22 protein-coding genes are annotated in these 25895 nt (G+C 61.7%); 8 read left to right on the forward strand and 14 right to left on the reverse strand.

Annotated features, from left to right (window positions below; all coding sequences use genetic code 11):
* Window positions 1-32: 32 nt before the first annotated feature.
* Window positions 33-1580 (reverse strand): choline-sulfatase, encoded by a 1548-nt coding sequence (betC, locus tag M0D64_RS21770; protein ID WP_266259183.1) that lies wholly within the window; start codon window positions 1578-1580, stop codon window positions 33-35.
* A 151-nt stretch (window positions 1581-1731) separates the two neighbouring features.
* Between betC and M0D64_RS21775 the strand changes: the two genes are divergently transcribed.
* The 4 genes from M0D64_RS21775 to purU all read left to right on the forward strand — a co-directional run bounded on the left by M0D64_RS21775 (window position 1732) and on the right by purU (window position 4370).
* Complete coding sequence (locus M0D64_RS21775) at window positions 1732-2646, forward strand: LysR family transcriptional regulator (protein WP_266259184.1); 915 nt, start codon at window positions 1732-1734, stop codon at window positions 2644-2646.
* A 60-nt stretch (window positions 2647-2706) separates the two neighbouring features.
* Complete coding sequence (locus M0D64_RS21780) at window positions 2707-3024, forward strand: type II toxin-antitoxin system RelE/ParE family toxin (protein WP_266259185.1); 318 nt, start codon at window positions 2707-2709, stop codon at window positions 3022-3024.
* A gap of 3 nt (window positions 3025-3027) precedes the next feature.
* Window positions 3028-3327 carry an addiction module antidote protein gene (locus M0D64_RS21785; RefSeq protein WP_266259186.1) on the forward strand — a complete coding sequence of 100 codons (300 nt, stop codon included), beginning with the start codon at window positions 3028-3030 and terminating at the stop codon, window positions 3325-3327.
* A 167-nt stretch (window positions 3328-3494) separates the two neighbouring features.
* Complete coding sequence (purU, locus tag M0D64_RS21790; RefSeq protein WP_266259187.1) at window positions 3495-4370, forward strand: formyltetrahydrofolate deformylase; 876 nt, start codon at window positions 3495-3497, stop codon at window positions 4368-4370.
* Between the two features lie 84 nt (window positions 4371-4454).
* On the opposite strand, the gene M0D64_RS21795 is transcribed toward purU, so the two are convergent.
* From M0D64_RS21795 to M0D64_RS21840, 10 genes are all read right to left on the reverse strand, one after another.
* Window positions 4455-5312: a glycine betaine ABC transporter substrate-binding protein gene (locus M0D64_RS21795; protein ID WP_154560690.1), complete on the reverse strand. Its 858-nt coding sequence runs from the start codon at window positions 5310-5312 to the stop codon at window positions 4455-4457.
* A gap of 143 nt (window positions 5313-5455) precedes the next feature.
* On the reverse strand, window positions 5456-6721 hold the full coding sequence (locus M0D64_RS21800) for a hybrid-cluster NAD(P)-dependent oxidoreductase (protein WP_266259251.1): 1266 nt from the start codon (window positions 6719-6721) through the stop codon (window positions 5456-5458).
* A gap of 36 nt (window positions 6722-6757) precedes the next feature.
* On the reverse strand, window positions 6758-8068 hold the full coding sequence (locus M0D64_RS21805; protein WP_266259188.1) for an aromatic ring-hydroxylating dioxygenase subunit alpha: 1311 nt from the start codon (window positions 8066-8068) through the stop codon (window positions 6758-6760).
* Between the two features lie 73 nt (window positions 8069-8141).
* On the reverse strand, window positions 8142-8933 hold the full coding sequence (locus M0D64_RS21810; protein ID WP_266259189.1) for an electron transfer flavoprotein subunit beta/FixA family protein: 792 nt from the start codon (window positions 8931-8933) through the stop codon (window positions 8142-8144).
* Entirely contained in the window at window positions 8930-10108 is a 1179-nt protein-coding gene (locus tag M0D64_RS21815) for an electron transfer flavoprotein subunit alpha/FixB family protein (protein WP_266259190.1), read from the reverse strand. The genes M0D64_RS21810 and M0D64_RS21815 overlap by 4 nt, the downstream gene beginning before the upstream one ends.
* 4 nt (window positions 10109-10112) lie before the next feature.
* Window positions 10113-12026 carry a (Fe-S)-binding protein gene (locus tag M0D64_RS21820; protein ID WP_266259191.1) on the reverse strand — a complete coding sequence of 638 codons (1914 nt, stop codon included), beginning with the start codon at window positions 12024-12026 and terminating at the stop codon, window positions 10113-10115.
* A 2-nt stretch (window positions 12027-12028) separates the two neighbouring features.
* Window positions 12029-14092 (reverse strand): NADH:flavin oxidoreductase, encoded by a 2064-nt coding sequence (locus tag M0D64_RS21825; RefSeq protein WP_266259193.1) that lies wholly within the window; start codon window positions 14090-14092, stop codon window positions 12029-12031.
* A gap of 40 nt (window positions 14093-14132) precedes the next feature.
* Window positions 14133-14669: a DUF5943 domain-containing protein gene (locus M0D64_RS21830; protein WP_154560696.1), complete on the reverse strand. Its 537-nt coding sequence runs from the start codon at window positions 14667-14669 to the stop codon at window positions 14133-14135.
* Window positions 14670-14725: 56 nt separating this feature from the next.
* On the reverse strand, window positions 14726-15697 hold the full coding sequence (locus M0D64_RS21835; protein ID WP_007177107.1) for a dipeptidase: 972 nt from the start codon (window positions 15695-15697) through the stop codon (window positions 14726-14728).
* Window positions 15698-15715: 18 nt separating this feature from the next.
* Window positions 15716-16990 carry a serine hydroxymethyltransferase gene (locus M0D64_RS21840; RefSeq protein ID WP_200620507.1) on the reverse strand — a complete coding sequence of 425 codons (1275 nt, stop codon included), beginning with the start codon at window positions 16988-16990 and terminating at the stop codon, window positions 15716-15718.
* Between the two features lie 456 nt (window positions 16991-17446).
* Between M0D64_RS21840 and M0D64_RS21845 the strand changes: the two genes are divergently transcribed.
* Complete coding sequence (locus tag M0D64_RS21845) at window positions 17447-18442, forward strand: GlxA family transcriptional regulator (RefSeq protein ID WP_154560698.1); 996 nt, start codon at window positions 17447-17449, stop codon at window positions 18440-18442.
* A gap of 152 nt (window positions 18443-18594) precedes the next feature.
* On the opposite strand, the gene fdhA is transcribed toward M0D64_RS21845, so the two are convergent.
* Window positions 18595-19794 (reverse strand): formaldehyde dehydrogenase, glutathione-independent, encoded by a 1200-nt coding sequence (gene fdhA / locus M0D64_RS21850; RefSeq protein WP_093644447.1) that lies wholly within the window; start codon window positions 19792-19794, stop codon window positions 18595-18597.
* A gap of 252 nt (window positions 19795-20046) precedes the next feature.
* Between fdhA and betI the strand changes: the two genes are divergently transcribed.
* From betI to betA, 3 genes are read left to right on the forward strand one after another with little or no spacing between them, the layout of a single operon-like run.
* Window positions 20047-20634 carry a transcriptional regulator BetI gene (betI, locus tag M0D64_RS21855; RefSeq protein WP_154560700.1) on the forward strand — a complete coding sequence of 196 codons (588 nt, stop codon included), beginning with the start codon at window positions 20047-20049 and terminating at the stop codon, window positions 20632-20634.
* A gap of 31 nt (window positions 20635-20665) precedes the next feature.
* On the forward strand, window positions 20666-22135 hold the full coding sequence (betB, locus tag M0D64_RS21860) for a betaine-aldehyde dehydrogenase (protein ID WP_266259195.1): 1470 nt from the start codon (window positions 20666-20668) through the stop codon (window positions 22133-22135).
* Between the two features lie 12 nt (window positions 22136-22147).
* Window positions 22148-23902 carry a choline dehydrogenase gene (gene betA, locus M0D64_RS21865; RefSeq protein WP_266259197.1) on the forward strand — a complete coding sequence of 585 codons (1755 nt, stop codon included), beginning with the start codon at window positions 22148-22150 and terminating at the stop codon, window positions 23900-23902.
* Between the two features lie 179 nt (window positions 23903-24081).
* Here the strand turns inward: betA and M0D64_RS21870 are convergent, their stop codons facing one another.
* Window positions 24082-25500, reverse strand: coding sequence for an MFS transporter (locus M0D64_RS21870; protein ID WP_266259199.1), 1419 nt, complete (start codon window positions 25498-25500; stop codon window positions 24082-24084).
* Between the two features lie 122 nt (window positions 25501-25622).
* Window positions 25623-25886 (reverse strand): hypothetical protein, encoded by a 264-nt coding sequence (locus M0D64_RS21875; protein WP_063499004.1) that lies wholly within the window; start codon window positions 25884-25886, stop codon window positions 25623-25625.
* Between the last annotated feature and the right edge of the window lie 9 nt (window positions 25887-25895).

The following is a 25895-nucleotide window of genomic DNA, read 5'->3' on the forward strand; positions in this document are numbered from 1 at the left end:
CCTGTAGATGGGTTGAATCGTGAGCGGAGACGTCAGCGCGTTACAGCGGGAAAACGCGCCATCGCTTCGAGCGTGTCGAGGTCGATGTGATTGCGCATGTAGCGCTGGCTCGCATCGACGTGCGGCTGCCAGTCCCATGACGCGACCGTGCCCTGCGTCGTGGCCTCGAAATGGAAGCGGCGGCGGCGCTGGCTTTTCAGTACGTCGTTGTGCAGCGCGGCGAGGTTCCAGCGTTGTGCGATCTCCTCGCGAAATGCCACGACCTGTGATGCATATTCGGCGCGCGCGGCGAGGTTCTCGCGTTCGAGCGGGTCCGTTGCCACGTCGTACAGTTGGTCAGGATCGGCAGGTGTGTGAATGAATTTGAAGCGCCCGCGTCGTAGCATCACGATTGGCGCTATAGCGCCTTCCGCCAGGTATTCACCGATCGCTTCGTCGTGGCCGCCGCGGGTGCCTTGTGTGCCACGCAGATGCGGTACGAGACTTTGGCCATCGAGCGAATCCGGCCAGACTTTTGGCTGTTCGCCGCGCGCCAATTCCACCAACGTGGGCAGCAGATCGAGATGCGAAACCGACTCGTGCACACGATGTGCGTCGAAACGCTGCGGCGCATGAACGATCAAGGGTACGCGGCAGCCGCCTTCGAAGAACGTCATCTTGTACCAGAGTCCACGCTCGCCGAGCATCTCACCGTGGTCGGACGTCACCACGATAACAGTGTCTTTCGCGAGCCCTGACTGTTCGAGCGCCTCGAGGATCGCACCGAACTGGTCATCGACGTAAGAGATCGCACCGTAGTAAGCGCGTCTTGCATTGCGGATCTGCTGGTCGGTCGGGGGCGTGCGGTCGGTTTCGCACACGTGGCGCAGGCGCTTCGAATGCGGATCGACTTCATCGAGCGAGTCGCGATGCGCGGGCAGATCGATGTCTTCATCCGCATAGATGTCCCAGTACTTCCGCGGAATTGCGTACGGATCATGCGGATGCGTCAGCGAGGCGACCATGCAGAACGGCCGTGCATCTTTGCCGGCATGCCGCTCACGTGCGATATCGAAGAGCTTCTGCCGCGTGGTGAAAGTGACTTCATCGTCGAAGTCCAGTTGGTTCGTGCGCACGCACGGACCCGCGTCGATCACCGAACTCATGTTGTGGTACCACGTGGGGCGCGTTTCGAAATCGTCCCAATTGGGTGTCCAACCGAAATCGGCGGGATAAATGTCTGTGGTGAGCCGCTCTTCAAATCCGTGCAGTTGATCGGCCCCGCAGAAATGCATTTTGCCGGACAGGATCGTGCGATACCCTTCGGCGCGAAGATAATGTGCGAACGTCAGCGTTTGCGACGGAAATTCTGCTGCATTGTCATAGGCGCCAATCGCGGACGGCAGCTTGCCCGATAAAAAAGAAAAGCGCGACGGTGCGCACAGCGGACTGGCGCAATACGCCGAGTCGAATACCACGCCCTGCTTCGCAAGGCGATCGAGATTGGGAGTCTTCGTTAGACGATGTCCGTATGCGGCAAGCGCAAACGGCGTCATCTGGTCGGCCATCAGAATAAGGATATTCTGTTTCGTGTCATGCATTGGAGCGCGCCTCGAATAGAATCGCAAATAGGGGTGCGGGTGTCGCTGCAAGCGGGAAACCGGTGTGCCGGTCCCCGCGTGAACACCACTATTGCCGTCCAATTCGCTGCTGTGAAGACGGCAAATCGTTATGTGCCTATAAGGGGGCCTTATGTCGAGGCAGGATCGCTTGCCGCCGATGCAGGCGTTGACGATGTTCGAATCCGCAGCGCGTCTCGCGAGCTTCACAGCGGCTGCACGCGAGCTGGGCTCGACGCAGCCAGCGGTTAGTCAGCGTGTGGTGCAACTCGAAGAAGCACTCGGTGTACCGCTGTTCGAACGCGGCCATCGCGGCGTCACGCTGACGGAAGACGGTGTGCGTCTATTCGAAGCGGTGCGCAACGCCCTCGACACCATCCGCCTCGCCACCGCCGAGATCCGCGCGCGGCGCACGCCGCAAACTCTCACGCTATCCACCGACTTCGGTTTCGCGACCTACTGGCTGATGCCGCGCCTTTCGCAGTTCAAAGCGTTGATGCCGGACGTCGACGTCAAGATCATCACGTCGCAGAGCGTGTTCGATCCGTCACACGATCAGGCGGACATTGCGATTGCGTTCGGCGATGAAGATGCGGACCTGAGCGCGCGAGGCGCGCTCAAACTATTTCCTGAGCGCGTCACGCCGGTGTGCAGTCCGGTTTTTCTCGCGGCGCATCCGCAATTGCGCACGCCGTCGGACCTGTTGAGCTTGCCGCTGCTGCATCTAGAACCTACCCAGCCGGCGCGCTGGCTGTCGTGGGCCGACTGGTTCGCCGCGCAGGGTCTCGATGCGCCGGCCGCACATCGCGGCATCACGTTCAACAGCTTTACGCTCGTGGCCCACGCGGCGATCATGGGCCAAGGCGTCGCGCTTGGTTGGGCGCCACTGGTCGACGAGCTTCTTGCCACGGGGCAACTCGTAGAACTGTTCGACACGCCGGTGGTGACCGAGCGCGGCTATCTGCTCGTCACCCAGCGCGCGGCGACACCCGCCGTCAGCGCATTTCGTCAATGGTTGCTCGGCGAATGTGGGCGCGATGCTGAGTGAGGGCGGCGCCTCAGAAAAGCGATGACGGGCCGTGAACCATGGTTGACGCACATGTAATCCATGGATTACACTTTCTGCATGTTGAATATCCGCACTACCGAGACATTTGATGCCTGGTTCGACGGCTTGAAAGACCGGATCGCCAAGCGCCGCGTTCAGGCCCGCATCGACCGTCTGGCGATGGGTAATCCCGGCGACACGAATTCCGCAGGCGCGCCGATTACCGAACTGCGGATCGATCACGGTCCCGGCTATCGCGTCTACTACGTGCAGCGCGGCGCAGTGCTGGTGATCCTGCTGTGTGGTGGAGACAAGTCGACTCAACCTGCAGATATCAAAGCCGCACACAAGATGCTGGCGAACCTTGAATCGGAGTGAACAATGGAAAAGATCAAAACCCGGCAGTGGAATTCGGCCGAACACCTGAAGACCGAAACGGACATGGCTGAATATTTCGAGGCCTGTCTGCTTGAAGGCGGCGACGACCCTGCATTCCTCGCGCATGCGTTGGGCGTGATCGCGCGTGCACGTGGCATGGCGCAGCTCGCCCGCGACACCGGAATTTCGCGCGAAGGTCTCTACAAGGCGCTGTCCGAAGATGGCAATCCCAGCTTCGCGACGATCATCAAGGTGATCCGCGCCCTCGGTCTGGAGCTGCACGCGGCACGTGCCCACGCCTGAGATTGATTTGCGCTTGGGGCGCGCGGCCCATCCTCCCAACCTCCCCTGACGCTCCCATTCCAGCGCGACGGCGGTTAGCTTCTATCCCCCTGTACCGCTGATTTGCTCTACTGCGATGATGCATGCCGCGTCCCGCGGCGTTGCCCTATTGCCTAAGTGGAGAGCGCATGTCCGCCGATTCCCGTCCCGATCAACTGGTTCTCACGGTCGCCTGTCCGAGCGCGGCGGGCCAGGTTGCCGCCGTCGTCGGCTTTCTCGACCGGCATCATTGCTATATCGACGAACTGACCGTTTTCGACGACGACCTCAGCGAGCACTTTTTCGTACGCTGCGTGTTTCATGGCGTCGACACCAATGAGACCCTGCACATCGCTGCACTCAGGCGCGAATTCAAATCGATCGCCGAGCGCTTTCGAATGACATGGGCGATGCATGACGTCGGCACGCGACCGAAAGTGCTGATCATGGTGTCGAAACTCGAACACTGTCTTGCCGATCTGCTGTTCCGCTGGCGCATGGGTGAGTTGAAAATGGATATTGTCGGCATCGGCTCGAATCATCGCGATCTGGAACCGCTCGCGCAACAACACGGCTTGCCGTTCCATCATCTGCCGATCAGCGCCGATACCAAACCGCAACAGGAGGCGCGCTTGCTCGATCTGTTCGAAACGTCAGGCGCTGAATTGATGATCCTTGCGCGCTACATGCAGATTCTTTCCGGCGAAACGAGCCGTGCACTCGCGGCACGCGCGATCAACATTCACCATTCGTTTCTGCCCGGCTTCAAAGGCGCGAAGCCTTATCACCAGGCGCATACGCGCGGCGTGAAACTGATCGGCGCAACGGCGCACTTCGTCACCGACGATCTCGACGAAGGTCCCATCATCGAGCAGGTTGTGGAGCGCGTCGATCATTCATACAGCCCGGAGCGACTGCTGGCGACGGGACGCGACGTCGAATGCATCACGCTTGCGCGGGCCGTGAAGGCGTTTATCGAGCGACGGGTATTCATCAACGGTGATCGGACTGTCGTGCTGCAATAAACAGAAACGCCGCTCGAGAGCGGCGTTTTTTTGCAGGGGTTGCCGCTCAAAACAAGCGGCAATTCACTCACCTGAAATACGAAATCACTTCACCCAGCTATCCACACGATCTCCGTGCGCACTAATCCACGCATCGGCAGCAGCCGTCGGCTTCTCGCCGTTTTGCGTCGCCAGCATCACGCTGTCGATCTCGCCCGGTTTCCATTGGAACTTCTTGAGGAACGCGACGACCGTCGGCGCCTTCGTCTCTAGTCCAGGATTGACGACGCTATCCACGTGCTCCGCTTCGCCGAACACCTTCTTCGGATCGTCGAGGAATTTGAGCTTGTACTTCGCGAACATCCAGTGCGGCTTCCAGCCGGTGACGATGATCGGCTTGCTTGCCGCTTCCGAACGCGCCAGTTCCGCAGTCATCGCGCTGCCCGAGCTCGGCATCAGTTGATAGTCGAGCCCGTATGCCTTGATCGCTTCGCTGGTTTTCTGCATCACACCCGCGCCGGCATCGATACCGACAATGCGTGAGCCGAATTCCGTCTTCTTCGCCTCCAGATCGCCAACGCTCTTCACGTCAACGTTATCCGGCACGATCAGACCGATCTTTGCATCGTTGAAATTGGCACCCAGGTCGACGACTTTATCCTTGAAGTTGTTCCAGTACGCGCCATGCGTGACCGGCAGCCATGCGGACAGCGTCGCGTCGAGATCGCCGCGCGCCACGCCTTGCCACATCACACCGGCCGCGACCGGCACGAGCTGCACCTGATAGCCGAGGCGCTTTTCGATCACGCGCGCAGCGACGTTTGTGGTTGCAACGCTGTCGTCCCAACCCTCCACATAGCCGATCTTGATGGTCGGCTTGGAATCGGCCGACACACTCACGCTGCTTGCCGCCAGCGCAGCACTCAACGCGCTCAACACGAATATCTTTCTGATCAGTCTCATCGCCGTTCTCCCGTTCGCCATCCAAACTACCCATTGAGCATTTAGAATCGCCAACCAGAATTGCCGGGTAGCGTTGTTTTCCGACATCCAGTTGTCCGCAGGCGACTTCGACCTCGACCGCGAGTCCAGGTCCCGCTCTTGTCTTACTTATCGACGACGAGATCGCTCAACGGCTTGCTGCAGCACAGCAGCACCATGCCCTGATCGATTTCGCGCTGACGAATCCCGCCGGCGTGTTTCATGGCGACTTCACCGGACACCAGCTTCACCTTGCAGGTGCCGCACATGCCCTGCGTGCACGAGGACGGAAGCCGTATGCCGGCCTTCTTCGCCGCATCGAGTACGTGCTGGCCGCTGCCGCATTCGATCTCGCGATTGCTTTTGGCAAAGCTCACCTTGAACTTCGTTTCTATTTCCGCCGGCGTGACCGGCACCTGCGCGGGTGCAAATCCAGCCGCGTGTTCACGCGCTTCGACAAAGCTCTCCGCGCTAGCTGTGGGTGCCTGCAATGCATCGCCGACATGCGCAGTCGTCAATTGCGCGGCCACTTCGCTGATCGTCTCGAACGAGAAGCTTTCCTCGTGGTAATGGCTGCGATCGAAGCCGCCTTCGTCCAGGAGATGACGGACTGCCTGCATGTACGGCGCCGGACCGCAGGTGAAAATCTCGCGATCGAGAAAATCCGGCGCGATGAGTTTAAGCAGCGGCAAGGTCAGAAAACCGGTAACGCCTGGCCAATTCGTGCGCGCACCAAGCCGCTCACAGACAAACGCCGTGCGAAAATTGGCCTGATTCGACGCAATCAGATCGAGTTCGCGCGCGAAGATGATGTCGTCCGGCGTGCGGGCGCTGTGCACGAACACGATGTCGCTATCTTCGCCGAGTTCGTGATGCGCGCGACTCATCGACATCAGCGGCGTAACGCCGGAACCTGCCGACAAGAATAGAAACTTACGCGCCGGATGCCGCGCACAGGTGAACTCGCCGGACGGCCCCAGCACACGAACCTCCATACCCGCGTGCAGATTGTCGTGCAGCCAGTTCGATACCTTGCCGCCCGGCACACGCTTCACGGTGATGGAGATCGTGTGCGGGCGCGTGGGCGGCGAGGAGATCGTATAGCAGCGATTTACGGCCTCGCCGTCAATCTCCAACTCCAGCGTGATGAACTGCCCCGGCTCGAACACGAACGCCCGCTCGGACGGTGCGCGAAAAAAAAAGCTCTTGACGTCGTGCGTTTCCTGACGGACCTGGCAGCACACCAGCGTTTCGTCGGTATCGCTGTTCCAACGCGCCGGCAACGTCTCCCAGAACCGCGGCCGCGTGACCCGGCTTGAAGTTTCGCGGCTTGAAGCCTCATGGTTCGGAGCCGGCTCGGGGCTGAGCTGAAGCGTCGCCTGATCGCGCATCATTATTTTCTCCCGCTCCTGGTTGCGGTATCGCGCTCAGCGCATGAAAGACACGACTTTTTCGCCGTGCGAAACCGGCGCATCGCCGGCATCATGGGTTTGGGGCGCATTGCTGTACTCCGCAATACGGCCGATGTACCACTCGCAGAACTTTTCGACGAGCCCTTCGGTGAACGGCGAATACGGACCCGGTTCGTAGGCGCTGCTGGTCGCGCCGCGTTGCGAGTACTCCACGAGTGCGCGGTCCTGGTCATTGGTGGCGCGCCACACGGCCGTGAGATTGTTCACGTCGTAATCGATGCCTTCGCGTGCATCCTTGTGGACGAGCCACTTGGTGCGCACCAGTGTCTTACCTGCCGACAATGGAATCACCGAAAAGCTGACGATATGGTCGCTCATGAAGTGATGCCACGAATTCGGTTGCGTCCAGAACGAGAGACCACCGAGGTCGGCCTGCTCGAAACCGCCGAGCAACTTCTTCGAGGCCACCTTCGCGTCCATGGTCTGCGATTCACCGTCGCGATCGAGCGGCAGGCGTTGCGTGCGGAAACCCGTCACCAGATCCGCCAGACGGTCGATTTCCGCCGACGGCAGTTTCATCGCCTCCCATTGCGCGGTACGGCGCGCCACGGTCTCTTCGAACGCGGCCATGCCTTCTTCGTTGGCGGGCGTGCGCTGATACCCAAAACCGTATTCGTAAAGCGAAATCGTCAGCTCGGGATGATTCGCGACGCAGTGGTAGCACTCGCGATTGTTCTCCATCGTGAGCTTCCAGTTGCCCTCTTCGATGATATCGATCGTCGCTGCGACCTTGCAGCCGGCGAGATCGTGCGGCAGCAGGTACGGTTCCATCGCGGCGCGCATCACGGCGAAGTCGGCGGGTGGCTCATCCGCGAGACAGATGAAGATCAGACCGGCGAGATTCTGGAGGTGCACCGCTTTCAGGCTGTGCTTGCAGCGGTCGAACTGATCGCCCATATGCTCGGCGAACATCAGATCGCCGTTCAGGTTGTAGGTCCAACTGTGATACGGGCAAACGATATTGCCGAGCGAACCCTTGTCCGTATTGCACAAACGCGCGCCACGATGGCGGCAAACGTTGTGGAACGCCCGCACCTGCATGTCGTCGTCACGTACGATCAGAATCGAATCGTTACCGATTTCCACCGTGATGTAGTCGCCCGGTTCCGGGACATCCGGTTCCACCGCGACCTGAATCCAGTGCTTGCGGAAGATCGCCTCCATGTCGAGCGCGAAAATCTCGTCGCCCGTATAGAACGGCGCTTCCAGCGTGTGATTCTTTTTGCGGCGTTCGATCATTGCGCGAACGTCTGCCGAAACTTTCATTGTGTGCTCCGTTGCATGTCACGTCTGGCGCTGCGCCAGGCCCTCCTGGTCGCATGCTGGCCCGAACCGGAAATCAGTAATCCACAAGTTGATGCTCGCGCAAATACGCGAGGATCACTTGTGCTTTTTCGACGGAACTCCCTTCAATTACGACGCTGCCACCGCGGCTTTCGGTCGTCGTCGCCGAGAGCATGCGGGCATGACCCGAGCGCTTCTCGGCGGCGGCGAGGCGCACCGGTTTGGCGGTCGCGGGACGGATTGTCCAGGCGAGATCGTCGGGGTTGGCTGAGGCCGCGCGTCCGGACGCATCTGTCGCGACTGGACGGATCGTGCCTTCGCGCAACCTTGCATAGGCGTAGCTCGGCGCCGTGTTGGCCATCGGATGCACGGCGATCAAGGCCGGCAGCCGCACTTCGACGCGGCGGCGCAAACCTTTCGGCATGAATTGCCGGACTTCGGCGCAGCCGTCGCGAATCGTCAGATCAACCGCTGCGCCGACCAACGGCATCTCAAGCGCACTCGCGACGCGATACGGCAGCATGCCACTATCGAAGGCGCCTTCGGCACGGGTGCCGGTCAATACGAGGTCGTAGCCGCGTAGACGTGCGGCGAGCGGTGCTATCGCATCGCCTTGCCATTCAGGCGTTGCCGGCACTTCCAGCACCTCGACAGTGCGCGCGCCGAGTGCCAGATATTCCTTGAGCGCCGGATTCGACGGATCGCCCGCGTGCAATACGTCGAGCGTCGCGCCGTGCGTTTTGGCGAGCGAGAGCGCTATCGTCAGCGCGGCGGCGTCGTTGCGGCTGTAGCGCGCGGTGCCGCTGACCGGGTGCCGCCCCACGGAAACCAGTACGGCGATTTTCATGCAAGCGCTCCTTCCGCAACAGCCGTTGAATTCCATAGCGCAGCCCCCGTGCCGCGTGCCGTGCGTGCAGCCGCCGCGGCTTCATTCAGCGCCGCGATGGTTTCTTGCGCGTCGGCGATGACGGTCAGATTGGCGCGTTTGGCGATTGGCGCGCTGGCGTCAAGATTCACCGCGATCACGTGCCGGCAATCCTTGATGCCCTGCAGGTGCTGAACCGCGCCGGAAATGCCGAACGCGATATAGACGCTCGCTTCGACGGTCTTGCCGGTGGCGCCAATCTGCTTGTCGCGGGTGAACTTGCCGTCGTCCACGGCGACGCGGCTTGCGCCGATCGCAGCGCCTAATGTGGCCGCAAGACGCTCGAACGCGGGCACATCGCTGACGCCGTTGCCTGCCGAGACGATGAAATCCGCCTCTTCGAGCGCGAGCTGGGCGGCGTCGATCTCCTCGATGCCAAGATCGCGCACGATGCCTTTGGACGACGCCGGTTCGCCATCGAAACGCCACACCACTCGCTCACCCGACCCGACAAAGGGCAACTTCGGATCCACCGCGTTCGGTGCGAGCAAAACGACTTCAGGAAGCGCGCGTACAGCGAACGCCGTATTCGTCTGGATATAAGCCGTGACATGGGCCGCATCGATCTCGACAACATGTGTCGCGACGCTCGCGTTCGCGGCGGCCGCATAACGGCGGCCGAGGTCGCCATCGCCGGTCGCGTTATCGGGCAGGAAAATATGCGCCGGCGCATAGGCCGCGACGCACGCGGCCAGTGCGTTCAATTCGTCGAGCGGCGCGAAAACGCGGCGGTCGAACATCGGCAACTCGATCAGCTTGTCGGCGCCGAGCGCGGCGGCGTCGCCGCTGAACTCACCGAATGCGAGCAGTACGACTTCGGTTGTCGCGTCCGCGATCAACGCGGCGGCGGCCAGGGTCTGACGCGCGTGGTCATCCAGCGCGCCGCGGTCCGCGTGAGCAGCCACCAGCAGCACGCGCTGCGCTGCAGCCGTCGTGCGGCGCGGTTTTGCGTGCTCGCGATGCGCCGCCCCCGTCGAGCCCTGCGCCGCAAGTTCCGTCGAGCCGGCAACTGCCGTCATGCCAAGCGTAATGCGCCTGAGCCCATCGGCCGTAATCGTGAACGGCCGGCGTGGATCGATTCGTTTGAGATTGTTCATGGCGTTACTCCAGCGCCGCTGCAACCAGTTCGGCGACGTCCAGCACTTCCGGACGCGGGCCGACCACGCCTTCGAGCATCGCCGTACAATTCGGGCAACCCACTGCGACGATTTCGGCGTTTATCGCGCGGGCGTCGTCGATACGGATGTCCGGAATGCGTTTTTTCCCGGGGATGTCAGTCAACGGTGCACCACCGCCGCCTCCGCAGCAACGTCCGCGCATACCATTGCGTTCCATCTCGACCACCTTGATGCCGATGGATTTCAGCAAACGGCGCGGCGCTTCCGTCTCACCGTTATAGCGGCCCAGATAGCACGGATCGTGATACGTGATCTTGCGGTCCGCGAACGCAGCGACCGCCTTCGGCGACAGCTTGCCGCTCGATACCAGTTCTTCGATCAGTGCCGTGTGATGCTGGACCTCGTAGAAACCGCCGAGTGCGCGATATTCGTTGCGCAGGCTGTGCAACACGTGCGGATCGGCGGTAACGATCTTGCGGAACGAGTACTGCGAGAGCGTGCCGATCAGCCGTTGAGCGAGTTGCTGGAAGGTCGCTTCGTCGCCGAGACGCCGTGCCGTGTCGCCAGTATCGGTTTCGACGCCGCCGAGCACCGCGTAGTCGATCCCCGCCCGGTTCAGCACCTTGATCAATGCACGCAGCGTGCGCTGATAGCGCATGTCGAACGCGCCTTCGCCGGCGATCAACAGCACGTCCACCTGCCGACCCGGTTGCGCGACCTGTACTTGCAGATCGACCGCCCAGTCGTAACGCGCGCCGATGTCATAACCGTTCGAACTGCCGGTCTCGCGCAGATTGGCGAGCGTGATCGGACCTTTGCCCGGTACGCTGCCTTCGACCAGGGTCTGGTTGCGGCGCATATCCACGATCGCATCGACGTGCTCGATCAGCATCGGGCACTCCTGCACACAGGCGCGGCAAGTGGTGCACGACCACAGCGTGTCCGCTTCGATCAGGCTCGATATGAGCGGCTTGTCCGGCGCGCCACCGTGTTTGCCGACCGGAATGCCAGGCGTCGGGCTGCCGGCATAAGCTTCGTCCGTGCCACCGACCATTCCGGTGACGAGATCCTGAATCAGCTTCTTCGGATTAAGCGGCTGCCCGGCGGCAAATGCGGGGCACGCCGCTTCGCACTTGCCGCATTGCACGCAGGCGTCGAAGCTCAGCAACTGGTTCCAGCGAAACTCGACCGGCTTGCCGACGCCGTATTCCTTCGCGTCGAGCAGCGGCGCCTTCAATGCGGTCGGCGGCACGACATCGTTATCGTTGCGCTCGGCAAAACGCTCCTGACGCGGGTGAAAGGCAAGGTGCAGCAGCCCGGCGAGCGCATGCTTCATTGGACCGCCGCGAGCCGCACCGAAGGTCATCGTGAACGCGCCGACTGCGATCAGCAACGCGACGATAATCGCCAAAGCACCCGACATCGCCGCAGCCGGCAACGCGATGAACAGCGCCAAACCGAGTGCGAATGATCCAAGCAGCAGCGGCAGATGATCCCAAGGCCCACGCGAGAGCCGTGCCGGAACCGCCTTCGCGCCATGCCGCCGGCGCCAGACGAACACCGCGCCGACCAGCATCACCAGCGCGGCCAGAAAGATCAGCTTGTCGAGCCACGGCGAGTAGATCGCAAGACCGTAGTTGACGAACACCACCGCCATCGCGAGGATCGCCCCGCCCGCCGTCGCGACGTGCGTCTTCGCGATATACGGGTCTCGCGCGACCACATGGTGGAGGTCGACGAAATAGCGCTTCGGGATCGCCAGCAGATTGGTCCAGCCGTACGCGCCCGCTGGCGTGGCGCGGCCTTCGCGCCAGTAGGCAGCGCGTTTGGCGAGCGCGAACGCGAGACCCGCTACCGACAACCACAGCAGGACGGTGATGACAAACACGGGGCTCATCGTCAGAAATCCTTGCAAAGGCGCAGCGCGTCGTAGATAGCGCCGTGAATGTTATGCATGGAAATGCAGTCGCCGACGCGGAACAGCAGGAAGCGGCCGTTGCCGAGTTCTTCGCTGAGCGACGGTTGCGGCTCCGACGCGAAGAGCTTGTGCACGTCCACCTGGCCGCGATTCACCGACTCGGGCTTGAGCGTCCAGTAGAGCTGGTCGTTCGGCGTGCTGCCGTTCTCGATCACCACCTGATCGACCGCGCGCTCTTCCTGCTCTTCCGTGTACTCGTTGCGGATCACGGCGATCTTCTTGCCGTCTTCCTCGTACACCTTGTCGAGCCAGTAGTTCGGCGTGTGAATCACACCTTGCGCGTAGAGACGCCGATAGAAAATCGGGAACGTGGTGCCGCCGACATCGTCGGCAACCTTCACGTCAGGCGTGACGATCTCGACATTCGAGCCGCGGCTCGACATGAAATCCGCGACGCCCGCGCCGGCATGCGTGCTGACGCCGTCATACACCAGCACGTTCTTGCCCGGCTCGACCTTGCCCGACAACACATCCCATGAACTGACCGCGAGCCCTTCTTCGACGCCCCACGCCGCGACTTGCGACGTGAACGACGAGCCGCCCGTGGCCAGCACGACGATGTCCGGCTTCTCGGCCATGATGGTTTTTTCGTCGGCGGCAACACCGAGACGCCGATCGACGCCGAGACGCTTCGTTTCCATATCGAACCAGCGCACGATGCCCGCCATCTGCTCGCGCTGCGGCGCTTTCGCGGCCAGCATGATCTGACCGCCGACGTAGTCGTTCTTCTCGAACAACACCACGTCATGACCGCGCGACTTCGCCACGCGCGCCGCTTCCAGTCCGGCCGGACCTGCACCGACCACGACAACCTTGCGCTTCGACCCACTTGTCTTCGCGATCACGTGCGGCATGGTTTCTTCACGCGACGTCGCGGCGTTCTGCACGCACAGCACATCCAGGCCGTTGTACTGGCGGTCGATGCAATAATTCGCGCCGACACATTGTTTGATCTCGTCTTCGCGGCCGTCGCGGATCTTGATGACCATATGCGGATCGGCGATCTGCGCGCGCGTCATGCCGACCAGATCGACCATGCCGCTTGCGAGCAGACGTTCCGCCTGGCCCGCGTCGCGGATGCTTTGCGCATGCATCACCGGCAGCTTCACCACCGACTTGATCCCGGCCGCGAGATGCACGAACGGCTCGGGCGGCAGCGCCATCGGCGGCATGCAGTTCGCCAGCGTGTTGTGCGTATCCGCGCCGGAACCGATCACGCCGAGGTAGTCGATCAGACCGCTTTCGCTCATCGCCTGGGCGATCTCTTTCAGTTGTTCGTGATCGAGACCGTCTTCATGGAATTCATCGCCACACATACGCAAACCGACGCAGAAATCCGCGCCTACCGCTTCGCGCACCGCCTTCAACACTTCCGTGCCGAAGCGCAGGCGGTTTTCGAGCGAGCCGCCCCATTCGTCGGTACGGAAATTCGTGCGCGGGCTCCAGAACTGATCGATCAGGTGCTGGTGGGCCGCAGAAATCTCGATGCCGTCCATGCCGGCATCTTTCACACGCTTGGCAGCCGCGGCAAAGTCCGTGATGATGCGGCGAATCTCTTCCACTTCGATGATCTTCGCATTGCCGCGGTGTACCGGCTCACGCACGCCGGATGGCGACATCAAATGCGGCCAATGCTCGCCATGAAACGCCGAGCGGCGGCCCATATGCGTGGCCTGAATCATGATCTTTGCGCCGTGCTGATGCATGGCTTCGGCGAGCCGGGCGAGCGGGTCGATGATCTTGTCGGTCGAGAGATTCACCGATTTCCACCAGCCTTGCGGGCTGTCGATCGACACCGGGCTCGAACCGCCGCACACGGCGAGGCCGACGCCGCCCTTGGCCTTCTCTTCGTAGTAACGGATATAACGATCGCCGGGCAGGCCGCCCGGCTCCGCATACACCTCGGCGTGCGCGGTGCTGACGATGCGGTTGCGCAAAGTCAGTTTGTTCAGCGTGAGAGGCTTGAAAAGGTTCGGGTAACGCATCGCGATCGACCTCGGAATGAATAGGCTGTGTGCGTCGTTGTTACGACGCGAGCGGCGACACTTCGAACACGCAGTGATCGTGGCCTTCGGCCGCGCAGCGCGCTTCCTTCGAATGGGACGGCGGACCTTTGCGCTGTCCATCCGGCGCGGTGTCGTTGACCCAGTCCATCGCGCCCGCGAACCAGCCGGCGAACATGTAGCAAAGCTTGCCTTCCTTGCCCGGCTGCGCGAGCACGAACGACGAGTGGTGCAATTCAATGCGGGCGCGCGAGCTGGACGGATCGGCTTCCGTAATCGTGAAGAGGCCCCAACCGCGTTGCGACAGGCGGTTCAGGTAATGCTCGAACACCGCCATGCCCGCAATGCCGTGCTGTTTCGCTTCCTTGTCGCACCAGAAATACGCGGACTTGTAGCCGGCCTTGTAGAGAATCTCGGCATACGTGTCGATGCCGAGCGCTTCCTCGACAGCCGTGTGGTTATTCGTGAAGAAGTGACGCGGCACGTAAAGCATCGGCAGCGCGTCGGTGGTCCAGACGCCGGTGTTCGGATCGACGTCGATAGGCAGTTGGGGTTGCATGTGGGGCTCCGTTTTTTATGGGGTGACGTTCGATAACGTGGAAAATAAGGTGGAAATCAAACTTTCCAGACTTCGCCGAACACGCGTACCCAGTTTTCACCCATGATCTTCTTGATGCGCGTCTCGCTCCAGCCGGCGCGTTCCATCGCGGCCGTCAGGTTCGGAAACTCGCCGATCGTGCGGATGCCTTCCGGATTCACCACCTTGCCGAAGTTCGTCAACTGGCGATAACGGCCCTTGTCGTGCGTGATCCAGTCGAAGAACTCAGTGCTATAGCCTTGCGTGAAGTCCGTACCAATGCCGACCTGGTCTTCGCCGATCAGGTTCACCACGTATTCGATCGCTTCGATATAGTCTTCGACGGTCGCGTCCGGGCCACGCTTGAGGAACGGCGCGAACATCGTCACACCCACGAAACCGCCTGCGTCGGCGATCTCTTTCAGTTGCTCATCGCTCTTGTTGCGCGGATGCTCTTTGAGCCCCGACGGGCAGCAATGCGAGTAGCACACCGGCTTGTTCGAGGCCGCGATCGCTTCGGACGACGTCTTGCCGCCCACATGCGAGAGGTCGACCATGATGCCGACGCGATTCATCTCCTGAATCACTTCGCGGCCATAGCCCGACAGACCGCCGTCGCGTTCATAGCAGCCCGTGCCGACCAGATTCTGCGTGTTGTAGCAAAGCTGGACCACGTTCACGCCGAGGTCTTTGAAGGCCTCGATATAGCCGAGGTTATCTTCGAACGCATGCGCGTTCTGGAAGCCGAAAATGATGCCGGTCTTGTTCTCTTTCTTGGCGCGCAAGATGTCGTCGGTGGTGCGCACGAGCGTCAGGATCTCGCCGTATTCGCGGATCTGTTGCTTCATTTCGGCGATGTTGTCGACGGTTTTCTGGAAGCTTTCCCAGACCGACACCGTGCAGTTCACTGCGGTTACGCCGCCCTTGCGCATGTCCTCGAACACCGAACGCTCGAACTTCGAAATGTTCAGGCCGTCGATGATGATGCTGTTGTCGTGCAGAGTGCTCATCGTTTGCTCCAGGCGTGCTTAGTAGATGGGAAAGCGTTCGCACAGCGCGAAAATTTCGCGGCGCACGCGTTGTTCTGTTGCGGCATGGCCTTCCGGATGATCGCGCAGCGCATCGAGCACCTCGACGATCAGCCGCCCGACTTCGCGGAACTCGCTTACGCCAAAGCCGCGCGTGGTGCCCGCCGGCGTGCCGAGGCGAACGCCGGAGGTGACCGTCGGCTTCTCGGTGTCGAAAGGAATGCCGTTCTTATTGCAGGTGATGCCCGCGCGTTCCAGCGCCTGTTCGACCTGATTGCCTTTGAGGCCCTTCGGGCGCAGATCGACTAGCAGCAGATGGTTGTCCGTGCCGCCCGTGACCAGATCGACGCCACCCGCCTTCAACACTTCGCCGAGTGCCTGCGCATTCGCGAGCACGTTATCTATGTAGGTTTTGAAACCCGGTTGCAGCGCCTCGCCGAACGCCACCGCCTTGCCGGCGATCACATGCATCAGCGGGCCACCCTGCAAGCCCGGGAACACGGCGGAGTTGATCTTCTTGGCGATGTCTTCGTCATTCGTCAGAACAAAGCCGCCGCGCGGCCCGCGCAACGTCTTGTGCGTGGTCGACGTGACGACATGCGCGTGCTCGACCGGATTCTGGTGGCGGCCGGCCGCGATAATCCCGGCGATGTGCGCCATATCCACCATCAGCTTCGCGCCCACGCCATCGGCGATCGCGCGCAACCGTGCGAAATCCAATGCGCGCGGATAAGCCGAAAAGCCCGCGATCAGCAGCGCCGGTTTGTGCTGCTGCGCGAGTTCCTCGATCTGCTCGTAATCGATCAGCATCGTGTCGCGATTCACGCCGTATTGGACCGCGTTGAACCACTTACCCGACATTGCCGGCTTGGCGCCGTGGGTCAGGTGGCCGCCCGCGTCGAGCGACATGCCGAGCACCGTGTCGCCCGGCTTCACCAAGGCGAGCATCACGGCGCCGTTGGCCTGCGCGCCGGAATGCGGCTGCACGTTGGCGAATTTCGCGTTGAAAATCTGCTTGATGCGATCGAGCGCCAGCGTTTCGATCACGTCGGCGTATTCACACCCGCCGTAATAGCGCTTGCCCGGATACCCTTCCGCGTACTTGTTAGTCAGCACCGAGCCTTGCGCTTCGAGTACCGCGCGCGACACGATGTTTTCCGACGCGATCAATTCGACTTGCGACTGCTGGCGCTCCAGCTCTTTCAAAATGGCGCCGCGCACCGCCGCGTCACGCGTGGCCAGCGATTCTTCGAAGAAAGGATTCGGGTTCGACATGGAAGGTCCGTGGGGTGGTTGGCGAAGGACCGGAAGCGGCTGTGAAGCCTGGCTATGAAGCGGGCTGCTGATCGGGCTGTGAAGCCCTGCTGCCACCGGTCTGCATTGGGTCTATTCTTGACTCTCGCCCCGCGCGCCAATTTACGAATTCAGACGCGTTCTTTGCCTTTTCCGCCATGAGCGACCTTTTTCGACAAGTCGCGATGGCAGGTTTCGAACGATCGTTAGCTGTTCGCGCTTTTGCTGCACTGCGGCTGATCGTTGTGCGCAGTTCGGGTGCGCGTGTGGACTCACATAGCTCCGTTCTGGTGCCGTTCGCGTAGCGATCCGACTGTATTGATGCGCAACCGAGGGTTTAGCCTGATGGCACGTTAGTTGCGCTCGTCCTCAAAATTGCAGGAGTCGCCGCCCCCCACGGCGACGCGACATTACAGATTCGAAGGATTCATTTCCCCCATGTCCACCGATCGCACGGCGTCGCTGTCGCACTTTGCATTCATGCCGGTGCCGAACTTCACGATGATCGCGTTCACCAACGCGATCGAAGTTCTCCGCATGGCGAACTACCTGACTGGACAAACGCTTTACCGCTGGTCGATTGTGAGTCCCGAAGGCGGCCCGGTGATGGCGAGCAACGGCCTCTCGGTCGATACCGGTCCGGTCGAGTGTGTCGGTCAGCCGGATATCGTGTTCGTGGTCGGCGGTATCGACGTGCAGCGCGCCACCACCCCTGCCCACCTCGTCGCGCTGCGCCGCTTCGCCCGCATGGGCAGCGTGCTCGGCAGCCTGTGCACCGGCACCTATGCGCTGGCGCGTGCCGGCTTGCTGGCCGGTTACGCGTGTGCGATTCACTGGGAGAACATGTCGGCGCTCAAGGAAGAGTTTCCCGACACGCGCTTCCTGAAAGAACTGTTCGTGATCGATCGCGATCGCGTCACGTGCACGGGTGGCGTGGCGCCGCTCGACATGATGCTCAACCTGATCACGCCGAGGGTCGGTACAGCGCGCGTCACACAGATCGCGGAGCAGTTCATCGTCGAACACGTGCGCGATAACAGCGCCCAACAGAAAATGCCGCTGGTGGCGCGACTTGGATCGGCCAACAAGTCGCTCTTCGAAGTGATCTCGCTGATGGAAAACAACATCGAAGAGCCGCTTTCACGCGAAGAGCTCGCACGGCTCGCCGGCATGTCGCAGCGGCAATTGCAGCGCCTGTTCCGCGAACATCTGGGGATGACGCCGACGCATTACTATCTGACGCTGCGCTTGCGGCGCGCCCGCGAGTTGCTGCTGCAGACCGACATGTCGATCATGCACATCACGATGGCTTGTGGCTTCCAGTCGGCTTGCCACTTCTCGAAGAGCTATCGCGACGCGTTCGGCACCGCGCCGACGCGCGAACGGCGCAAGCAGGCGCCGTCGCTGGCGGCAGCGCCCGTGATGGCGGCTTGAGTCGATTGCCTCACTGATTGATAACTTCACCGCCTGAGAACACAACACATGCGTCGAACGGGAACCCGCTCAACGCATGCGTCGTGATCGCGCTGTTCTGCCTTGCGTGACAAAGTCTCAGGCAGGACCGCGAAGGCGGTCCCTTTCCGCCCTCAAGCCGCTTTCAACAGCCCGTGCGGGTCGATCACAAACTTCTTCGGCGCGCCGCCATCGAACTGCCGGTAACCGTCCGGGGCCTGGTCGAGCGAGACAACCGTCACGTTCACGATATCCGCAATCGGCAAGCGGTCCCACAGGATCGCCTGCATCAGATTGTGGTTGTACTTCATCACCGGCGTCTGCCCGGTGTGGAACGAGTGCGACTTGGCCCAGCCGAGGCCGAAACGGATGCTCAGGCTGCCTTTGCGGGCGGCGGCATCGGTGGCGCCCGGATCGTCCGTTACATACAGACCCGGAATGCCGATCGCGCCCGCAGCTCGCGTGATTTCCATCAGCGAATTGAGCACCGTGGCCGGCGCTTCCTCATGCGAGCCGCTGCTGCCATGGCCGTGCGCCTCGAAACCGACGCAGTCCACCGCGCAATCCACTTCGGGCTTGCCAAGAATCTGTTCGATCTGCTCGCCTAGCGTCGCGTCCTTCGACAGGTCGATGGTCTGGAAACCCATCTTGCGAGCATGCGCGAGACGCGCCTCATTCATATCGCCGACGATCGTGCAGGCCGCGCCCAGCAGGCGCGCGGATGCGGCCGCCGCCATCCCTACCGGCCCTGCGCCCGCAATGTAGACGGTGGCGCCCGGCTTCACGCCTGCCATCACCGCGCCGTGATAGCCGGTCGGTAGGATGTCGGACAAACACGTCAGGTCGCGGATTTTAGACATCGCCTGGGCGTAGTCGGGGAATTTCAGCAGATTGAAGTCGGCGTACGGCACCAGCACGTACTCGGCCTGGCCGCCGATCCAGCCGCCCATGTCCACGTAGCCATAAGCCCCGCCGGCCCGCGACGGATTCACATTCAGGCACACGCCGGTGTGCTGCGCCTTGCAGGTCGGACAGCGTCCGCAAGCGACATTGAACGGCACCGACACCAGGTCGCCAACCTTCAACGTTTCAACGTCGCGGCCCACCTCGATCACCTCGCCGGTGATCTCGTGACCGAGTACGAGGCCGACCTCGGCGGTCGTGCGGCCGCGCACCATGTGCTGATCGGAGCCGCAAATATTCGTGCTTACCACCTTCAGGATCACGCCGTGGCCGATTGACCGGCCACGCGGATCGACCATCTTCGGAAAGTCGATCGACTGAACTTCCACCTTGCCCTGCCCTAGATACACGACGCCGCGATTGCTGCTCATTTGTCTGTCTCCATGTCTCGTGAGCGGCGCGTCTGACTCTACGTGACGCGCCGTTCAACGAGCGTAGCGCCCGCTGAAACAAAGGACATGTACCGAACACGACACCGGTTTGGCAGGAACCGACACGCCGGGCGCAACCCACGCCCACGCTGATGCAACCCGGTTTTTATTGATTGACCGTTCAATATAAAAAAACTAGTATTCCCCATCGAACACTTGGGCGGCCGGCCTGCGCCTGCCGCCTCCAGCACCATGCCCAAACTTGGAATGCGCGAAATCCGCCGCGCCCAGTTGATCGACGCGACCCTGCTGACCATCGACCAGACGGGCCTCGCCGGTGCAACGCTCGCTTCGGTCGCGCAGCGCGCTAGCATTTCCACCGGCATCGTCAGCCACTATTTCGGCGACAAGGACGGTTTGCTCGAGGCCACCATGCGCCATGTGCTGCGCGATCTGTGGCAAGCCACGTCAAGACGGCGACGCGCGGCGAAGGCGGATCCTCGTTCGAAGCTACGCGCGGTCGTCGCGGCAAATTTCGACGCTGAGCAGACCAGCGGCCCGGTCATGAAGACGTGGCTCGCCTTCTGGTCCGAGAGCATGCACAAGCCGCAATTGCGGCGGCTTCAATACGTGAACACGCGGCGTTTGAACTCGAACCTGTGTGCGGATTTTTCTAAAGCGCTGCCGCGTCCGGCGGCGCGCCGTGCGGCGAGCGGCCTCGCGGCGTTGATCGACGGGCTGTGGCTGCGCGGTGCTTTGTCCGGTGAGCCGTTCGATACCAAGGCGGCGCTGCGCGTCGCAAACGAATACATCGATCTGGTGCTGGAAGCACGCAGCTAGACCGGTGACATTTACAGAAAAGGAGCAACTCATGGCGGTATTCGAAACGCAACGTCTCTACATAGGCGGCGCCTACGTCAACGCGACCAGTGGCGAGACCTTCGACACGCTCGACCCCGCCACGGGCGAAACGCTCGCCGCCGTGCAACAAGCCTCCGCGGCCGACGTCGATCGCGCGGTGCAATCCGCACGCAACGGCCAACGCGAGTGGGCCGCGCTCACGGCGATGCAGCGCTCGCGCATCTTGCGCCGCGCGGTCGAGATCCTTCGTGAACGCAATGACGAACTCGCCGCACTCGAAACACGCGACACCGGCAAGGCGATTGCGGAGACCCGGGCGGTCGATATCGTCACCGGCGCGGACGTGATCGAGTACTACGCAGGGTTGGCGACCGCCATCGAAGGTCAGCAGATTCCGCTGCGGCCTTCGTCGTTTGTTTATACGCGGCGTGAACCGCTGGGTGTGTGTGCTGGAATTGGTGCATGGAATTATCCGATCCAGATTGCGTGCTGGAAATCGGCGCCCGCCCTGGCAGCCGGCAACGCGATGATCTTCAAGCCGAGCGAGATCACGCCGCTGTCCGCGTTGAAACTCGCCGAGATTTATACCGAAGCCGGTGTACCGGCCGGCGTGTTCAACGTCGTGCAAGGCGACGGACGCGTGGGGGCGATGCTCGCTGGACATCCGGACATCGAGAAGATTTCGTTCACCGGTGGTGTTGAAACGGGCAAGAAGGTGATGTCGCTGGCAGGCGCCTCGTCGCTGAAAGAAGTGACGATGGAACTGGGCGGCAAATCCCCCCTGCTCGTCTTCGACGACGCCAACCTCGAACGCGCTGCCGACATCGCGATGAGCGCCAATTTCTTCAGCTCCGGTCAGGTCTGTACGAACGGCACACGTGTATTCGTGCAGCGTAGCGTGCTGGAACGGTTCGAAGCGCTGGTGCTGGAACGTGTGAAGCGGATTCGCGTCGGCGCGCCCACGGACGTCGACACCAACTTCGGCCCGCTGGTCAGCGCCTCGCAATTGCAGAAAGTGCTCGGCTACATCGAGAGCGGCGTGCAGGAAGGCGCGCGGCTCATTGCCGGCGGCAAGCGGCTGACGGAAGGCCATTTCGGCAACGGCCAGTACGTCGAACCGACGGTTTTCACTGGCTGCCATGACGACATGCGTATCGTGCGCGAAGAAATCTTCGGCCCGGTGATGAGCATCCTCGTTTTCGACGACGAAGACGAAGTGATCTCGCGCGCCAATAACACCGCTTACGGTCTTGCTGCGGGCGTTGTCACCGAGAACCTGGCGCGTGCGCATCGCGTAATTCATCGACTCGAAGCAGGTATCTGCTGGATCAACACCTGGGGCGAGTCGCCCGCGGAAATGCCGGTGGGCGGCTACAAGCAATCGGGCGTCGGCCGTGAGAACGGCATCACCACGCTCGAACACTACACGCGCATCAAGTCCGTGCAGGTCGAACTCGGCCCGTATCAACCGGTGTTCTAAGGAGTGTTGGCGATGGCTTCGAACGAATACGACTACATCATCGTAGGCGCGGGTTCAGCGGGTAACGTGCTCGCCTCTCGCCTGACCGAAGACGCGGATGTGACCGTGCTGCTCCTCGAAGCAGGCGGCCCCGACCACCGCTTTGATTTCCGCACGCAGATGCCCGCGGCCCTCGCCTATCCGTTGCAAGGTCGGCGCTATAACTGGGCGTATGAAACCGACCCCGAGCCGCATATGAACAACCGTCGCATGGAGTGCGGACGCGGCAAAGGGCTCGGCGGTTCGTCGCTGATCAACGGTATGTGCTATATCCGCGGCAACGCGCTCGATTACGACGGGTGGGCCGGCCGCCCCGGGCTGGAAAACTGGACCTATCTGGATTGCCTGCCGTACTTCCGCAAAGCCGAGACACGCGATGTCGGCGCGAACGCGTATCACGGCGGCGACGGCCCGGTCCATGTGACGACGAGCAAGCCCGGCAACAATCCCTTGTTCGCGGCAATGGTCGAGGCCGGCGTGCAGGCGGGTTTTCCGCGTACCGACGACCTCAACGGCTATCAGCAGGAAGGCTTCGGCCCGATGGATCGCACGGTCACAGCGAACGGCCGACGCGCCAGCACCGCGCGCGGCTATCTGGATCGCGCCAAGACGCGCCCGAATCTCACCATCGTGACGCATGCCATGACCGATCGCGTGCTGTTCCTCGGCAAGCGTGCGATAGGCGTCACGTATCTGCATCACGGTAATGCCGAAACTGCGCATGCTCGCCGCGAAGTGCTGGTGTGCAGTGGCGCGATTGCCTCGCCGCAATTGTTGCAGCGCTCGGGCGTAGGCCGTTCGACGTGGCTGCGCGAGCTCGACGTGCCGCTCGTGCACGATCTGCCAGGCGTCGGCGAAAACCTGCAGGACCATCTGGAGATGTACATCCAGTACGAATGCAAGGAGCCGGTTTCGCTGTATCCCGCGTTGCAATGGTGGAATCAGCCGGCCATCGGACTTGAATGGATGCTTAACGGCACGGGTATTGGCGCGAGCAATCAGTTCGAAGCGGGCGGCTTCATCCGTACCCGCGATGAGGATCTGTGGCCGAACATCCAGTATCACTTCCTGCCCGTCGCGATCAACTACAACGGTTCCAACGCGATCAAGATGCACGGTTTCCAGGCGCATGTCGGCTCGATGCGGTCGCCAAGCCGTGGACGCGTGAAGCTCACGTCACGCGATCCTGCCGCGCATCCGAGCATCCTGTTCAATTACATGGCCGATCCGCTCGACTGGCGGGAATTCCGTGACGGGATTCGTATTACGCGCGAGATCATGCGGCAGCCGGCTTTGGATCGCTATCGCGGCCAGGAGCTGAATCCGGGCGCGGAGTTGACGACGGATGAACAGCTCGATGCTTTCGTGCGCATGCGTGCGGAGACCGCGTTTCATCCGTCGTGCTCGTGCAAAATGGGTTATGACGATATGGCTGTGGTGGATAACGAGGGACGAGTGCATGGCATGGAAGCGCTGCGCGTCGTCGATGCGTCGATCATGCCGCAGATCACAACCGGTAATCTGAACGCGCCGACGATCACGCTCGCGGAGAAGATCGCCGATCGGATTCGCGGACGGGAGGCGCTGGCGCGGGTGGAGACGCCGTACTTCGTGGCGAATGGGATCGCTTCGCGGAAGCGGGAACTCAAGACCGACGTTTTCGGAGTGTGGACGAGCAAGGAATCCGATAGCCTCGAACTCCAGAAGGAGTTGCGCTCGGAATGGTAAGCGTGCGCGCCGACATATGAATTCATTCACTATCTCAGCGAAGCAAAGAAAGACCGGCACGCCGAGCGTACCGTTCGATCAGCAAGAGCACATAGCGTAGGTCTTCTCTGGAGCAGCAGTAGAAGGACGCTTAAGGCCGCGAACTAGTCGCGGCCTTTTTCGTCGTGCCGAGCAAGCACTCATTCTCGCGCAGGACTCAACACCCCCTGCGCGTCCGGCTCAACCGCTTCAGATACCAAGGTCTCCAGCGCCAGCCCACGCGTCTCAATCCCCATGATCCATACGGCTGCCGCAGCGATCACAAAACACATCGCGCCAAGCGAAAACACGCCACCTTGCCCGAACATCGGCAGCACCACGCCGACCACATAAGGGCCGATCAACGACCCCACGCGGCCAATCGCCGATGCGAACCCCGACCCCGTAGCCCGCGCTCCCGTGCCATAAAGCTCAGGCGTATAGGTGTAAAGCACCGCCCACATCGCAAACATAAAAAACTGCATCGCAAGACCGGCGCAGATTAGCAGCGTCGGCGTTTGCGCGTGCAGCGCGGTTTGTCCGTAGACATAGGCCATCACCGCGCTGCCGGTCAGCGACGCGATACAGGTCGGCTTACGTCCCCAGCGTTCGACCAACCACGCTGCGCAGATGAAACCCGGAATCCCGCCGAGCGAAATCAGCACCGTGTACAGCACCGACTTCGTCACCGCAAAGCCCGCTTGTTGCATCAGCGCGCCGAGCCACGACGTCAGCCCATAAAATCCCAACAATGCGAAGAACCACAGCGTCCACACCATGATCGTGCGACGGCGGTAGGCCATGCTCCAGATCTCACGGAATGCACTCGTGCGCTTCGCGGCCGGCGGTTCCTGCAACATCACCGGTGCGCGCAACTGGCTCAGTCCGGTCGCTTTCATGACCTTCACTTCGACTTCGGCGAGGATTTTGTCCGCCTCGGCGAGGCGCCCGCAATGTTCCAGCCAGCGCGGCGATTCCGGCACGACGCGGCGCACGATCAGCACGAACACGGCGGGAATCGCGAGCAGCGCGAACTCTGTGCGCCACCCGAACGTCGGCAACACGAAATACGACACCACGCCTGCCGTAATAAATCCAAGCGGCCAGAAACCGTCCATCAGCGCGATCAGTCGTCCACGTGACCTGGCAGGCACGAATTCGGACAAGAGCGTCTGCGCGATAGGAAACTCCATGCCCATGCCGAAGCCAAGCAGCACACGATAGAAAATCAGCGCCTCGACGCTCTGCGCGGTCGAGCACAGATACGACGCGAGCCCCCACAGCACCATACTCCACTGAAACACGGGGCGCCGTCCGAAGCGATCGGCCAGTAATCCGGCAACCGCTGCGCCGATCACCATGCCGAAGAAGCTCGCACTCGCGACCAAGCCCGCCGTCGCGCTCGACAGATGGAATTCGCTCTTGATCGAACCGAGCACGAAGGTCATCGTGCCGAGATCGACCGAGTCGAAAAAGAAGGCGATCGCGATGATGATGAAAATGGTCCGGTGGTATCCGGAGAACGGCAGTCGTTCGAGTCTGGCGGCTGCGCTCGCGCGAGGCTGAAAAACGGTAGACATGTCATGCCCTCGTTGATGCGGCGGCTGCCGCGTGGACGTTCCGATCAGTGCGTATTCAGTAGACGCCGACATAAATCGGCCACATAGAAGGAATACGTCATCGGGATGGAACGAGGGCGTCGTTAGGGCCGCAACCGCGCACGCGCAGCGCCGGCAATCCGCGCAAGCGCGTCCGCACTCAAGCGAGCGGCGATCTTCTCAACGTATTCGTGATGCCGCGACTGCAGCGGCGCGCCCAACTGCTGCGCAAGGAGATAGCGGATCAACGCGATGCGCCGGTGCCGCAATACGATGCTCTGATCGAGCAGCGCGAGCGCGGCATGGGCATCGCCCTGTTGGCACGCGCGTTCGGTGAGACGCGCGGTGGCTAGACGTGTCGACGTCATGTCAGTTGG

This window comes from Paraburkholderia sp. WS6 (assembly GCF_030464835.1).
In the GTDB taxonomy this organism is placed as follows: domain Bacteria; phylum Pseudomonadota; class Gammaproteobacteria; order Burkholderiales; family Burkholderiaceae; genus Paraburkholderia; species Paraburkholderia madseniana.